Raw genomic sequence first — 14,004 nt, forward strand, 5'->3', positions numbered from 1 at the left:
GGATTGTCATAGCAGGCCCATATCGAGCGGATACCTGGGTCTTGACGCCATCGAACCCCGCCCCTACGTTGCCCAGAGAACCGAAAACTTTCCTTACAAATGGAGGGCTCATGGGCAAACGCAGGCTCCTGGCGGGGGTCGCGGCCGCGCTGGCGGTGACGTCGCTGGCCCTCGCGCCCGCGACGGCAGCCGGCGCCAATGGCGTCTCCCACCAGGACGAGTACAAGCGCGTCGGGTACTTCATCCAGTGGGGCATCTACGGCCGCTCGTACTTCGTCAAGAACCTCGAGACCAGCGGCCAGGCCTCCCGCCTGACCCACATCAACTACGCCTTCGGCGGCGTGGACGCGACCGGCAAGTGCGTCTCCGTCGACCCGTGGGCCGACTACCAGCGCCCGGTCGGTGCGGCGGAGAGCGTCGACGGCGTCGCCGACGAGGCCGGGCAGCCCATCGCCGGCAACTTCAACCAGCTCCGCAAGCTCAAGGCCATGCACCCCGGCCTCAAGGTCCTCATGTCGCTGGGCGGCTGGACGCTGTCGGCGAACTTCTCCAACGCCGCGCTGACCGACGAGTCGCGCAAGACGCTGGTGAAGTCCTGCATCGACACGTTCATGTCGACCGGCGTGTTCGACGGCTTCGACCTGGACTGGGAGTGGCCGGGCTCCGAGGGCAACCCGGGCAACGTGATCCGGCCCGAGGACAAGCAGAACTTCACCAAGCTCGTGGCGGAGTTCCGCAAGCAGCTGGGCAAGAAGGCCACCCTCACCGCCTTCCTGCCGGCCGCCCCCGCGAAGATCGACGCCGGCTTCGAGGCCAACCAGATTTTCAAATACCTCGACTTCGGTACCGTTCAGGGCTACGACTTCCACGGCACGTGGGAGACGACAACCAACCAGCAGTCGGCGCTGTTCGTGCCGCGCAACGCCCCCACCACCCCGGACTTCAGCGGCTCCACGTCACTGAAGGCGTGGGCCGACCGCGGCGCGCCCAAGAAGCAGCTCGTGCTCGGCGTCCCGTACTACGGCCAGGGCTGGACCGGCGTGACCGGCGGCGGCAACGGCCTGTTCAAGCCCGCGACCGGAGCGGCACCGGGCACCTGGGCGGCCGGCAACGAGGACTACAAGGTCCTGGCCAAGCTGCCCCAGCAGGGCTACAAGGTGTACCACGACCTGCTCTCCGGCCAGGCGTGGCTGTTCAACGGCACCACGTTCTGGACCTTCGACGACCCCATCGTCGTGGCCCAGAAGGGTCTGTACGTCCGCCTCGCCGGCTACGGCGGCGCGATGATCTGGTCGCTCGACGGTGACGACGCCAACGGCTCCCTCACCAAGGCGCTCTACACAACCTTGAGGTAGGCAGCGGACGGTCTTTCGGGCGGCGTGGTTTACCCCTCGATGTCCTGAAGAACGGTGGGGGAGCTTCGCTCCACCCACACCCCCTCAACACCGCACCGGGTCCTAGCTGGGGCGGGTACTCGGCGGCAGGAAACGCTCTATGCCGTCGAGTACTCGCTTCAGGCCGAAGGTGAACGCGCGGGCGGGATCTCCGGCGCCGTACTCCTCCCCGGCCGCCTGCCCGATCCGCGCCGCGGTGGGGTAGCGGGCCGGGTCCAATACCTCCGCCAGCAGCGGCCCCCACGCCTCCCACCACTCCGTGTCGCTGCGCCCGGTGTGCCGCTCGGCCAGGTCGGCCAGGACGGCGGCCCGGGCGGCCCCGGTCACGTAATCGAGCACCAGGCTCAGCAGCTGATCCGTCTCCACGTCGGAGACGCCGGTGCCGTCGAAGGCGCGCAATTCGCAGTCGTACTTCGCGATGGTGTTCGGCCCGAGCACCGGCCGGCTGGTGGCCACCTGCAGCAGCCAGGGATGCCGGCGGTACAGCTCCCAGTTGGACCGGGCGACCTCGGTGAGCCGGTCGCGCCAGCCGTCGGACGTGTACGCGTCGCGGACCGCCTCGCCGGCCACCGCGTCCACCATCACGTCCAGCAGCTCGGACTTGCTGGGCACGTAGGTGTACAACGACATCGCCGTCACGCCCAGGCGCTCGGCCACCTTGCGCATCGACACCGCGGGGAGCCCGTCCTCGTCGGCCAGCGCGACGGCGACGGCCACGATGCCGGGCACGGTGAACTTGGGCCGCGGCCCCCGGCGCGCGGTCGGGCCCGGCATCCGCCCCCACAGCAGGTCGATGCTGCGGCGCGGATCGCCGGCGCCGCTGTATTCCGTGCTCACCCGCCGACCACCTCGCTCCCGCGTCCGGCCGCCACGATCTTCGCCAGCGCCTCGGGCGAGGTGGTCCGCGCCCCGAGCCGGACGGTCTTGTTGGTGCCGTGGTAGTCGCTGCTGCCGGTGGTGACCAGGCCCAGGCGGTCGGCGAGGGCGTGCATCTCGGCCTGTTCGCGCGGGTTGTGGTCGGTGTGGTCGGCCTCCAGCCCGAAGAGCCCGGCCGCGGCCAGTTCGACGATGAGCGAATCGGGCACGATCGGGCCGCGCACGCTCGCACGCGGATGCGCGAACACGGGCACCCCGCCCGCCCCGAGGATCAGCCGGAGGCCCTCAAAAACTTCAAGATCCTCCTTTGGTACCCGATAACGCGCGCCGAGCCACTCCGGCTGGAACGCCTCGGTGACCGTGCCGACCAGACCGCGGCGGATGAGCGCCTGGGCGAGGTGGGGGCGCCCGACGGTGCCACCGGACGCGTCCTGCAGGACCTCGTCCCAGGTGACGTCGATGCCGTCGGCGGCCAGGAGGTCGACCATCCGCTCGGCCCGGGTCTCGCGCGAGCTGCGCACCCTCGCCAGCGCGGCCGACAGTGCGGGATCGGCCGGGTCGAACAGGTACGCGAGCATGTGCAGCCCGATCGGCCGGGCCCCGCCGTGCCAGCGCAGCGACAGTTCCGCCCCGGGCACGATGGCCAGCCCCTCCGGCCGGGCCGCGAACGCGGGCTCCCAGCCGCCGGTGGTGTCGTGGTCGGTCAGGCCCAGGACGTCCAGCCCGGCCGCGGCCGCCTCGGCGACCAGTTCGGCCGGGGTCGAGGTGCCGTCGCTGGCCGTCGAGTGGGCGTGAAGATCGATCCGCACGCCCCCAGTCTAGGGAGGCGTCACTTCTGCGTGAGCGGTTCGATGAGCACGACGCCGTCGCTGTCCTCGTCGAGCGTCTCGACCTTGTCCGCCTGGCCGCTCGGGTCGAGCTTGACGAACTTCTTGCCGTTGTCGACCACGAACGCCTTGGCGTTGAGCCAGACCGTCTTGTTCGTCACGGTCAGGTTCCACAGCTTGGGCTTGCCACCGGTGAACACCGAGGTGAGGTCCAGGATCGCCACCTGTTTCGCCCCCACCACCGGGTAGGCGAGCCAGCGCCCGTCCGGCGAGATCCGGCCGCCCTCCTTGTCGGCGATCGGCAGCCCGCACACCTTGTTCATGATCTTGAACGGCTGGTCGAACTTCAGCAGGGCCAGGCACATCGCCGTCTCGCCGGCCGCGACCGCCTTGAGCTCCGCGTAGACGCCGCCGTTGTCCGGGGTCCCGCCGAACACGCGCACGACGGTGGCGTCCCAGGTCGGGCTGTACCCCCGCTCGGTGTGCCAGACGTCGAAGCCCTTGTCGTCGTTGCTGACCACGAGGTTGGTCCCCACGAAGGCGACCGGCTCGGTGTCCTGCGGCACGTCGACCGAGTTCTCCTTGGTGATCTTCTTGGCGCTCTCGTCGCTGCGGGTGCCGACGTTCATCTTGCCCTTGGACGCCCAGGCCACGGTGCTGCCGTCCTTGGCCACCGTGATGTTGGTGGCCTCGTCGACCAGCACCTGCTGCTGCTCGTCGTCGTCCTGCAGGACGAGCTGCTTGTCGCCGTCGGGCTGGGTGTTGACCACCAGGTAGCCGTCCTTGGCCTGGTACGCCGCGGTGACGCTGCTCTTGGCCGGCAGCTGCAGCCGCACCCGGGTGGCCGCCTCGGCGCTGGGGCCGATGCCGGTGACCTCGCGCATCTCCGACGGGGTGACCGGGGCGGTGGGGGTCTGCTCGGTCGCCGGGTGCTGCGAGGTGCTGCCCTGCGCGGCGGGTGCGGGGGGCTGCGGTGCGCCGCCGGGGGCACCGGTGGTCAGCGTGTACAGGACCGCCACGGAGGCGGCACCGAGCGCGACGATCCCGGTCAACCCGCTCATCGCGACGCGCCGTCGCCGCCGGATCCGCGCGGCGCCGCTGATGGCGGCGTCGGCGAACCCGTCCAGCGACGCCAGCGACCCCGGCGGGGTGCTGCCCGCCCTGGCCGCGAACGTTTCGCGGAGCTCGTCTTCCAGCATGGTTGTCACGTCTCCAAACCCAACCGCATGGTCAGACTTCAACCGGCTCTTCCACCACGGTGTCCGCGGGTAGAAGCGCCTCAGCCTCGGCAAAAGGTTGTTCCGGGTCCTCGATGACCGCAATCTCGTCCGTCACAGGTGCGGCGACGGGCAGCGGCACGGGCTCGGTGGGAGGCCGGGCGGGCTGGGGTTTCGTGGAGGGACGCACACCCTCGGCGCTGAGCTTCTCGCGCAGCGTGGCCAGGGCGCGGGAGGTCTGACTCTTGACGGTGCCGACCGACACGCCCAGCAGGCGGGCGGTCTCGGCCTCGGACTGGTCCTCGTAGTACCGCAGCACGAGCACCGCCCGCTGCCGGTTGGGCAGGGCCTTTACGTGCCGCCACATGGCGTCGCGCTCCAGGCTCTCCTCGAGCTGGTCGGCGGCGGCGCTCTCGGGGAGGATCTCGGTGGGCCGCTCGCCGTGCCAGCGCCGGCGCCACCAGCTGGTCGCGGTGTTGACGAGCACGCGGCGCGCGTACGGCTCGACGGCCTCGATGTGCCCGAGCCGCTTCCACGCGAGGAAGGTCTTCGTCAGCGCGATCTGGAGGAGGTCCTCCGCGGTCGCCCAGTCGCCGGCCAGCAGGTAGGCCGTGCGCAACAGCGCCTTGGAGCGAAGCCCGACGAACTCACGGAAATCTTCCTCGCGGAACTTTGCGTCGTCCGGCACCGGCCGCCCCCTCCACCCTCCGCGCCCACGTTCATAGACGCAACGAAGGGTCCCTGAGGTTGCATACCGGGCCCAGTTTTCAGCGAACTCTCAGCCTCAGGTGCCGTCGTCCTCGCCGGTGACCGCACGGCCCAGGCGGGCCTCGACCGCCTCCGGCTCGTACATCTCCTCGACGATGCGCAGGTAGAGCTCATTCGGGTTGGGCAGGTTGCGAATGTTGCGCAGCGCCTGATCCTGACCGGCCGACTCCAGCTCGAAATGGCCGTAGCCGAACATGCGACCCGTCAATGACTGTACGTATTTCATGTCCGTGACCCGCTGCAGCGGCATCATCGCAACATTGCGCGTGAAAATGCCCGATACGACCATGACCCGCTTGTTGGTCAGGATGAATCGGTCGTACCACCAGTCGGCGACCTTCCAGGCGCACCAGAGAATCACCACGGCCCAGATCACCACGACCGCGGTGCGCAGCTGGTCCTGGCCGTGCTTGGTGAGCCAGCCGGCGATGTAGCCCATCGCAATGGTCGCGAAGATCGCGATCCCGCCCTCTTTCGCGAGCTGGATCCAGTGCCGCTTCCATTCACCGCGGAACTTCTCCGTCGGGAACAGATAGCGCGCCGCGTGCCGGCTCGCCTCGTCCTCCAGCGGCGCCATCCGGCTGCCCGGCGGGACGGAGGGGACCGCGTCGCCGCCCTGCAGCCGCGCGAACTCGTCCTGCGAGAAAGACGGTGGAGCGCCGCTGTACTGCGGGGCGGCCGCCCCACGCGCATGCGCCCCGTCGGTCATCGGGTCGGCGTAGGGGTCCGACAGGTACTCGTCGCCGTCCGTGGTGTAGTCGGCGTGCGCGGGCCCGCGGGACGCCTCGGCGTCGCGGACGGCCTCGTAGTCGGAGGTCGGCGAGTACTCGGGCTCATCGGCGGCGTAGTCGGCGTGCGACTCGGGGCGGGACCCCGGTCGGGCACGCGGGATCGGCTCGGTGTCCCGGTCCTGGTTTCGCCGGGCGTTCGGATCGTCCTCGGGAGGCTCGGCGCCGGTCGACATGTGCGGGCCTTAGGCGACGAGGCTTGAGAAGAAGTCGCCGAAACCCGTGGCGATGTCCATGATGCCGCCGCCGATGGACTTGAACACCTCGGCGGCCGACTGTGGCCGATATGCCACGAAGAAAATCAGGAAGGCAATGCTTCCCCAGGTGAGGACCTTCTTGACCATCGCCGTCAATCCCCTCCCCGTGGCGCTGCGCACCAACGCCCCGGCGAACTCAGCGTATCAGCTACGCGGCTCAGGGTGCAGTTGCGCCGCGCCGAGCGGTTTGCGGCTCGGAGCCCGATCTTAGTCGCGGCTGTCTACGCCTTGCCGTGAAGATACGGCGACGGCGCGCCGTAAACCAGCTGCGCGGGAATGTCCTCGGCGAGATCGTGCAGGTCCAGCTCCTCCTCCAGGAGATAACCGGCCGCGGCGGGCCAGGTCACGACGTAGATCCACATGCCGGCCGCCTCGCCGACGTACGCGCATCGATCCTCCGGCGACTTGGCCATCCACAGCGGGGTCGGCCAGCCCGAGGCCTTGACCCGCGCGTGCGCGGTGGTGGTGGCGATGTCCCCGTCGAAGAACGGGCCCGGATCGGTGCCCGGGATGCCGGCGAACCGGGTGCCCAGGCCGATGCCGGGCTCCTCGGCGATGATCACGCAGTCGGCCGGCCCGTGCTCCACCGGACCCGGGCCGCTGCAGGCGACGGCGGTTGCCCGTACACCCGAACGCTCATCACCGACCCAACCGAGCCCGGTCACGGTCCATCCGGTCGGCAGGGGCCACGGGCACCACAGGGGCGTGGGGCGCTTGTCCCCGGCCCGCGTGGCGGCCGCGATCAGTTTGGCCTTGGCCGCGTCGACGATCTCGGGGCCGATGTGGTGCGCGACGTGCAACGGCAACACGGCACCGTCGCCGTCACAGCGCCAGTCGGAGTGCATGAGGTCCGGCGGCCGCACCGGACCACCACAGCGGGGACAGCTGACTGCGACGCCCATGTACCCACGGTAAGGCCGTTCACGGGTTTACGACCCCGTACTGACGGATCCAGGTATGCATGGCGATGCCGCTGGCGACGCCGGCGTTGATGGAGCGCGTGGAGCCGTACTGCGCGATGGAGTACACCGCGGCACACGCCGCATGGGCGGGTTCCGAGAGGCCAGGCCCCTCCTGGCCGAACAGCAGCACGCACCGCTCGGGCAGCGCGGCCCGCTCCAGCGCGCGGGCGCCCGGAAGGTTGTCGATGCCGATCAGCGGCAGCCCGGCCTCCTCGGTCCAGGCCAGGAAGGACTCGACGTCGGAATGGTGGCGCACGTGCTGATAGCGGTCGGTGACCATGGCGCCCCGCTTGTTCCACCTCCGCCGCCCGACGATGTGCACCTCGGCGGCGAGAAAGGCGTTGGCGTTGCGTACTACGGTGCCGATGTTCAGATCGTGCTGCCAGTTCTCGACGGCGACGTGAAAGGGGTGCCGCCGCGTGTCGAGGTCTTCGACGATCGCGCTGAGTTTCCAGTAGCGGTAGCGGTCGACGACGTTGCGCCGGTCGCCTGCCTCGAGGAGCTCGGGGTCGTAGTGGTCCTCGGTGGGCCAGGGGCCGTCCCAGGGGCCTACGCCGACCTCCAGCAGAGGCTCGATGTCCATCGGGGCACTGTATTGGGGCAGCGGGACTCGCAGGCCAGCCGGGTGTTCCGTGGTGTTTCGTGGTTGGCGGCCGGCGGCGCGTCTCGTGGTTGGCGGCCGGCGGGGTGTTTCGGGGTCTTTCGTGATTGGAGGCCAGCCGGGTGAGAAGGTTTGCCCAGCCCACCCGACCGGCGTTCGCGGCGCGCCAGGGGTCGGGCGCGCGCCAGTTTCACGGCCGGCGCTCCGCGACGCGCCGGGTTCGCCCTCTCAGCGGTGCAGTGCGCGGGCCAGTTCGCGGCCGATACCGTTGACGAAGCGGCGCTCGGCCAGCTGGATCTCCACCCCGCCGAGCCGAATCCGCCCGGCCTCCCAGGCGGTCCGCCCGACGCTGGCGGCGATGTCCATCAGCCACTCGCCGTACGCGAGGGCGATGTCCGGCCCAAGTCGCTCGGCCAGCAGTCGCACCGCGTAGCCGCAATCATCGAGCACCGCGCCCACGCCGGGCCCGGAGTCCTCAATATCGTTGTCGGTGAGCTGCTCGGCAAAGATGGCGGCCACCACCCCGCGCACGAGCAGCGCCCGGGACCGCTGCCCAGCCGCGATGGCCGCGACCCCGGCAACGGCGTCGACGTCCTCGTCCCCGGCACAGGCCGCAACCAGCACACTGCGCGGCAGCCGGACGAGCAGATCCCACTCCTGCCGCCGCAACGGCAGGTCGACCCCAACGGCCGGACGACCGGACGGGCCGGATGCGGGCTTGCTCGGCATGGCAACCTCCCACCGCCGAGCGTATGCCGAAAGGCCCGCCTTGGCGCCATTTTGCCCGTGCATTTCGGTTGCGGCCCCCCAAGTGCGGCCGCAAGCTCCGCCTGGGTAGGACCCGCTGCGGTCTTGAGGGGCGCCCAGCCTCTACCGGGATAGGACCCCGCTGTGGTCTTGAGGGGACGCCCAGCCTCCGCCCCGGATAGGACCCCGCTGCGGTCTTGAGGGGGTGTGGGTGGAGCGAAGCTCCCCCACCGCTTTTCAGGACATCCGACGGTCCAACCCCGCCGCCAAGGCGCCCATACAGCGCTAACACCTTCCGGCACTGAAGTACAAGCCCCCGACTTCGCGGTGCCGGAGAACAACCCCCCGACCTCGCGGTGCCGGAGAACAACCCCCCGACCTCGCGGTGCCGGAGAACACCCCCCCGACCTCGCGGTGCCGAAGGACACCCCCCCCCGACCTCGCGGTGCCGAATGACAGCGCTGGACAGTGCCGTGCTGAGAAAGAGCGCGAGTGCGCCAGACCCTCCCAGTGCTAGGAACCGGCGCGGGCGGGGTGGTTCGGCGGGAGGGCGCAGGCCGCGGTGCCGCCGGGCATGCGGTGGCGGTTGCGGGCGACCCAGCGGTACACCGGCCAGGCCATCGCGGTGATCGGGCGCAGGCCCAGCACGAACCCCGCGGCGCGCCAGATCAGGCCCGCGCGCTTGAGCAGGTCGGCGATGGCCGCCGGGCCTGCCGTCACCCGTCCGGGGGCCACGTAGTACACGGCCGAGCTCACCTGATCCTCGCTCAGCCCGAGTGCTTCGAGGTCGGCGAACTGCCAGGCGACCACCTCGGCGGCGGGCCCGATGCGCCGCTCGATGAACCGGGCGCATGATGAACAAAAGGCACAGTCGCCGTCGAAGACGAAGACCGGGCGTTCGATCGTTGCCACGTGACCATCATCCCGCAGACCGGTTGGGAATGCCGGTAAGGGGTATCTGGTTATGACGGTGCATACCCGAGGACGCCATGAAGGATCGGAGCTGAAAAGCATGGCAACCGTAGAGCTGACCGCGGAGAACTTCGCCGAGAAGATCGGTGGCGAGGGCATCACCCTCGTCGACTTCTGGGCCTCCTGGTGCGGCCCGTGCCGGATGTTCGCACCGGTCTACGAGCGCGTGTCCGAGGCCAACCCGGACATCACGTTCGGCAAGGTGGACACCGAGGCCGAGCAGATGCTCGCCGCCGAGTTCAACATCCGCTCGATCCCGACGCTCATGATCGTGCGCGACGGTGTGGCCCTCTACTCGGAGCCCGGCGCCCTGCCGCAGCAGGCCCTCGAGTCGCTGATCCAGCAGGCCCGCGACATCGACATGTCCGAGGTCAAGGCCAAGGTCGCCGAGGCCAAGGCGGCCGAGCAGGCGACGGGCGAGCCGGCCGCCGACGCCGACTCCGTCACCAAGGCCTGACACACGGTAGTACCCCACCAGGGCGCCTTGCATCCCGTTAGAACGCGTGTTCGAATGGGCTCGTGCGATGGGACAACCTCAAGGCGACTGGCGGTCCTGGCACCGGTGACCCCGGGCGGCCGCGAGCGCTACCGCTCGCCCTGCCCGGGGCCGTCGCCCGGACCTTCGACACACCCGAGTTCCGCGGCATCACGTTCTACGAGGTCCAGGCCAAATCCTTGATCAACAAGGTGCCGGGCGCCTCGCGGGTGCCGTTCCAGTGGACGATCAACCCGTACCGCGGCTGTTCGCACGCCTGCGTCTACTGCCTGACCGGCGACACCGCGATCCTGATGGCCGACGGCACCACCCGCCCCTTGGCCGACCTGCGGGTCGGCGACGAGATCGTCGGCACCGTGCGCGACGGCCGCCTGCGCCGCTACACCACGACCCGCGTGCTGGCCCACTGGCAGACCGTGAAGCCCGCCCACCGGATCACCCTCGCCGACGGCACCGCGCTGGTGGCCTCGGGCGAGCACCGTTTCCTGACCGACCGCGGCTGGAAGCACGTGACCGGCGCCCGCCACGGCCGCAGCCGCCGGCCCCACCTGACCACCGCCAACCGGCTCGCCGGCTTCGGCGCCCTGCCGCCCGCCCCGCCGACGGACGCACCCGCCTACCGCCGGGGCTACCTCTGCGGCTTCGTCAACGGCGACGGCCACGCCACCCAGGTCCCCTCCGCCGTACTCGACCGAGTCCACGAATACGCCGCCGCCTGCGGAGGCCTGCACGCGCTGACCAACGACTCCCGCGAGTTCGCCGGCGCCAGCGTCCGCGATGCCAGCGCCCTGCTCGACTGGCCGGAGAAGCCGGACCGCGCCTGGGGCCTCGGCTTCGTGGCGGGCCTCTATGACGCCACCGGCTCGATGGCAGGCGACCTGCCCCGCTTCGACGTGGTCGACAAGGTGGTGGTCGACTGGCTGGTCGAGTGCCTGGAGCGCGCCGGATTCGCCACCGCGACCGACGACCCGTTCGACGGCTTCCGTCCCGACCGCGGCCCAGCCCGGGGCGACGGCAACGCGGCCGGCCTCCGGGGCGATGGTCACGCGGCCAGCCCTCGAACCGGCCACGGCACGGCCCGGGGCGAAGATAGCGCGGCTGGCCTCCTGGGCGAAGGTCACGCGGCGGGCCTCCGGGGCGACGGTCACGCGCCTGGCCTCCGAACTGACTACGACTCGGCCCGGGGCGACGGTAACGCGGCTGGCCTCCTGGGCGAAGGTCACGCGGCCGGGCTCCGAGCTGACCGCGGCTCGGCCCGGGGCGACGGTCACGCGGCTGGCCTCCGAACTGACCGCGGCGAAGGTGGGGCAGGCGGCGTTCGCGTGCTCGGTGGACCGCGGGAGCGCGTGCGGTTCGGGCTGGCGTTCGGGCCGGCCCGCGGCATCGGTGTTCCGATCGGCGAGCTGGTCCGTGGCGACGAATCGCTGCGGGTGGTGGGTGTCGAGCCGCTCGGGGTCGAGGCGCCGATGTTCGACATCACGACCGGGACCGGGGACTTCATCGCCAACGGGGTGGTGAGCCACAACTGCTTTGCCCGGCATACCCACACGTACCTGGATCTCGATGCGGGGCGGGACTTCGACTCGCAGATCGTGGTCAAGGTCAACGCGGGTGAGGTGCTGCGGCGCGAGCTTGCCGCGCGGAGTTGGTCGGGCGCGCACATCGCGATGGGGACGAACGTCGACGTGTATCAGCGGGCCGAGGGACGGTACAAGCTGATGCGCGAGATCCTGGCCGCCCTGCGCGATCGGGCCAACCCGTTCTCGATCCTCACCAAGGGCACGCTCATCACGCGCGACCTCGACCTGCTCAAGGAGGCCGCCTCGGTCACGTCGGTGAGCCTGTCCATGTCGGTCGGGTTCGTCGACGAGCACTACTGGCGCGCGGTGGAGCCCGGCACGCCCAGCCCGCGCCGCCGCCTCGACGCCATCCGCAGGCTCTCCGACGCCGGGTTCGCGGTCGGGGTGCTCATGGCGCCGATCCTGCCCGGCCTCACCGACACGCCGGAGTCCATCGACGCCACGGTGGCGGCCCTGTCAGCGGCGGGGGCGGCGAGCATCGTGCCGCTGGCCCTGCACCTGAGGCCGGGCGCCCGCGAGTGGTACCGCGAGTGGCTCCTCCGCGAACACCCCGAACTCGGGCCGCGGTATCGGGAGTTGTACGGCGACGGATCGTACGCGCCGCAGTCCTATCAGCGCGAGATCGCCGCCCGCGTCCGGCTCGCCGCGCGCAAGCACGGGATGAACGCCGGCGACTTCGGCTCGAACCGCAACGTCGACGACCCGCGCCCGGTGAACGACCCGCCGCGCCCGATGAACAGTCCGCCGAGCGAGGGGGAGGGGCGGCCGCGTGCGGGGGAGAGACGGCCACGTGCGGTGAAGGCGTTGCCAGAGCAGGAGAACGAGCAGCTCACGCTGTTGTAGGCGCCCGGCTCCTCCGGCCCGTCGCGGCGGGACCGGTCGCCGCCCTTATCAACCGCCCCAAGCTCGCCGGCCGAAGCCGACGAAGCATTCGACGCCGCTGGGGACGACGAAGCACTCGACGCGACCGACGCTGACGAGGACCTCGACGCGGCGGAGGACGACGACGAACTCAAGGCGGCCGAGAAAGAGGAAGCGCCGGGCGCGGGAGCGGGGGGCGAGGAAGCGCCGGGCACGGGCGAGGAAAAGTCGGCCGGGGAAGCGCGGGCGCGGTCTAAGAAGCGCCGGGCGCGGGCGAGGAAGCGTCGTGCGCGGGCAAGGAAGTGGAAGCGTCGGGCGAGGAAGTGGGAGCGTCGGCCGAGGGCGACGAGGAGCGCGAACGCCACCGCCGGAGCCAGGTGATCGGCGTGACCTTCTCCAGCGGCAGGAAGCCCGCCATAGCGATCTGATGCGGCACGAACGAGATCGTGATCAAAGCGAACGTCAGCAAATGGAACAGGTAAAAGCCCGCCACCATCAGATAGCGCCACTTGGGCCGGACGAAGAAGACGATAGGGCTGAGCAGTTCGAAGCCCACGATCCCGAACTGCGACACCGTCGTGAAGCCCGGGATCTGCAGCAGCCACTGCGCTGCCCACGTGCCCCGGCGGATGAATGAGCGGGTCAGCGTCGCGCCGGTGAGCCATTCCAGGCCGCCGTAGCGGAATTTGGCCACCGAGGCCAGGAAGTACGTGGCGATGACGGCGATCTGGGTCACCCGCAGCGCGAAGCCGCTCGCCTCCGAGGGGGTCTGGTCGCCGTGCCGGGCGCGGCCCGCGGTGGGCAGGGCGGCCAGGGCGACCAGGATCGCGTACCGATCATGGTCGATCTTGCCGTAGCTCATCGCGATGATCATCCACTCGAAGTAGAGCGCGAAGACCGTCCAGCCGAGCAGGCGCGGGGCGCGGCCCGTGGCGGCGAGCAGGGACAGCGGGATGAGGGCCCAGTAGATCGCGTTGACGAGGAGGTGGGTCGGGGTGGGCAGGTGCAGCAGGTCGCTCACCACGAGCGGCTGGTACAGGTTGCCCGGCAGGTTGCCGTGCGACTTGATCCAGGCGCTGAAGAACACCAGGTCGAGCGGGATGAACAAGTAGACGAGCGTGCGGAAGGCGGCGATGCGCGCCTTCGGCACGGGTGCGAACAGCCAGCGCGTCATGGCCGGTACCTCGCCAGAACCACCTCGGTGATCTCCCCCGTCGGCTGGGCGTGGCGCAGGTGGTGCTGCACCTCCACGATGTCCACCTCGACCAGCGGTGGCTTGCCGGGGTTGCGCGCCGCGTACGACTCCTGGACCGAGTGCAGCAGCGACGGGTCGGCCTTGAAGCGCTCGATCTGCGCCTCGATCTCGGCCCGGCGCACGCCCGCGTTGCGCTCGTTGAGCTCGAACTTGCGGCCCGTGGTGTCGATGCCGTCCGTACGCAGCACGAGCACCGGCTCGTTGGGTTTGTCGGCGGTGGAGAACATCCGGAACGGCGCGAACGGGAACACCGTGTCGTCGGCGAAGAAGGTGCCCGCGAGGGTGAGGGCGCCGACGATCAGCGTCGCCACGATCCGCAGCACGCGCCCCCGGGTGTTCAACCGTTCCATCGGGCCCGGACTTTACCAAATGGTGAACATCTCACTGTCAGTAGTGGGACGGC

15 protein-coding genes are annotated in these 14,004 nt (G+C 70.3%); 3 read left to right on the forward strand and 12 right to left on the reverse strand.

Annotated features, from left to right (window positions below; all coding sequences use genetic code 11):
- Positions 1 to 110 precede the first annotated feature (110 nt).
- Positions 111 to 1,355 (forward strand): glycoside hydrolase family 18 protein, encoded by a 1,245-nt coding sequence (locus ACQP00_RS03675; RefSeq protein WP_433214284.1) that lies wholly within the window; start codon positions 111 to 113, stop codon positions 1,353 to 1,355.
- Positions 1,356 to 1,457: 102 nt separating this feature from the next.
- Here ACQP00_RS03675 and ACQP00_RS03680 read toward each other — a convergent pair whose 3' ends face one another.
- From ACQP00_RS03680 to ACQP00_RS03725, 10 genes are all read right to left on the reverse strand, one after another.
- A complete protein-coding gene (locus ACQP00_RS03680; RefSeq protein ID WP_433214287.1) occupies positions 1,458 to 2,231 on the reverse strand; it encodes a TetR/AcrR family transcriptional regulator in 774 nt (257 codons plus the stop codon).
- The gene (locus ACQP00_RS03685; RefSeq protein WP_433214290.1) at positions 2,228 to 3,079 is read right to left on the reverse strand and encodes a PHP domain-containing protein; all 852 of its coding nucleotides are present in this window, start codon (positions 3,077 to 3,079) and stop codon (positions 2,228 to 2,230) included. The genes ACQP00_RS03680 and ACQP00_RS03685 overlap by 4 nt, the downstream gene beginning before the upstream one ends.
- Positions 3,080 to 3,099: 20 nt before the next feature.
- Positions 3,100 to 4,296 (reverse strand): hypothetical protein, encoded by a 1,197-nt coding sequence (locus ACQP00_RS03690; protein ID WP_433214293.1) that lies wholly within the window; start codon positions 4,294 to 4,296, stop codon positions 3,100 to 3,102.
- Between the two features lie 31 nt (positions 4,297 to 4,327).
- Positions 4,328 to 5,002: a SigE family RNA polymerase sigma factor gene (locus ACQP00_RS03695; RefSeq protein ID WP_433214296.1), complete on the reverse strand. Its 675-nt coding sequence runs from the start codon at positions 5,000 to 5,002 to the stop codon at positions 4,328 to 4,330.
- Between the two features lie 96 nt (positions 5,003 to 5,098).
- A complete protein-coding gene (locus tag ACQP00_RS03700; protein ID WP_433214299.1) occupies positions 5,099 to 6,046 on the reverse strand; it encodes a PH domain-containing protein in 948 nt (315 codons plus the stop codon).
- Positions 6,047 to 6,055: 9 nt separating this feature from the next.
- On the reverse strand, positions 6,056 to 6,214 hold the full coding sequence (locus ACQP00_RS03705) for a hypothetical protein (RefSeq protein ID WP_203853873.1): 159 nt from the start codon (positions 6,212 to 6,214) through the stop codon (positions 6,056 to 6,058).
- Between the two features lie 134 nt (positions 6,215 to 6,348).
- On the reverse strand, positions 6,349 to 7,029 hold the full coding sequence (locus tag ACQP00_RS03710; protein WP_433214302.1) for a DUF6758 family protein: 681 nt from the start codon (positions 7,027 to 7,029) through the stop codon (positions 6,349 to 6,351).
- A gap of 19 nt (positions 7,030 to 7,048) precedes the next feature.
- Entirely contained in the window at positions 7,049 to 7,672 is a 624-nt protein-coding gene (locus tag ACQP00_RS03715) for a TrmH family RNA methyltransferase (RefSeq protein ID WP_433214305.1), read from the reverse strand.
- 246 nt (positions 7,673 to 7,918) lie between these two features.
- Positions 7,919 to 8,419 carry a hypothetical protein gene (locus tag ACQP00_RS03720; RefSeq protein WP_433214308.1) on the reverse strand — a complete coding sequence of 167 codons (501 nt, stop codon included), beginning with the start codon at positions 8,417 to 8,419 and terminating at the stop codon, positions 7,919 to 7,921.
- Between the two features lie 531 nt (positions 8,420 to 8,950).
- On the reverse strand, positions 8,951 to 9,349 hold the full coding sequence (locus ACQP00_RS03725) for a thiol-disulfide oxidoreductase DCC family protein (protein ID WP_433214311.1): 399 nt from the start codon (positions 9,347 to 9,349) through the stop codon (positions 8,951 to 8,953).
- Between the two features lie 100 nt (positions 9,350 to 9,449).
- On the opposite strand from ACQP00_RS03725, the gene trxA reads away from it, so the two are divergent.
- A complete protein-coding gene (trxA, locus tag ACQP00_RS03730) occupies positions 9,450 to 9,866 on the forward strand; it encodes a thioredoxin (protein ID WP_433214313.1) in 417 nt (138 codons plus the stop codon).
- A gap of 62 nt (positions 9,867 to 9,928) precedes the next feature.
- Positions 9,929 to 12,328: an intein-containing Rv2578c family radical SAM protein gene (locus tag ACQP00_RS03735; RefSeq protein ID WP_433214316.1), complete on the forward strand. Its 2,400-nt coding sequence runs from the start codon at positions 9,929 to 9,931 to the stop codon at positions 12,326 to 12,328.
- A 271-nt stretch (positions 12,329 to 12,599) separates the two neighbouring features.
- Here the strand turns inward: ACQP00_RS03735 and ACQP00_RS03740 are convergent, their stop codons facing one another.
- Together ACQP00_RS03740 and ACQP00_RS03745 are read right to left on the reverse strand one after the other, a co-directional pair.
- Entirely contained in the window at positions 12,600 to 13,520 is a 921-nt protein-coding gene (locus tag ACQP00_RS03740; RefSeq protein ID WP_433214319.1) for an MFS transporter permease, read from the reverse strand.
- On the reverse strand, positions 13,517 to 13,951 hold the full coding sequence (locus tag ACQP00_RS03745; protein ID WP_433214322.1) for a hypothetical protein: 435 nt from the start codon (positions 13,949 to 13,951) through the stop codon (positions 13,517 to 13,519). Before ACQP00_RS03745 ends, ACQP00_RS03740 begins: the two co-directional genes overlap by 4 nt.
- Between the last annotated feature and the right edge of the window lie 53 nt (positions 13,952 to 14,004).

Source organism: Dactylosporangium sp. CS-047395, assembly GCF_050942185.1.
Classification (GTDB): domain Bacteria; phylum Actinomycetota; class Actinomycetes; order Mycobacteriales; family Micromonosporaceae; genus Dactylosporangium.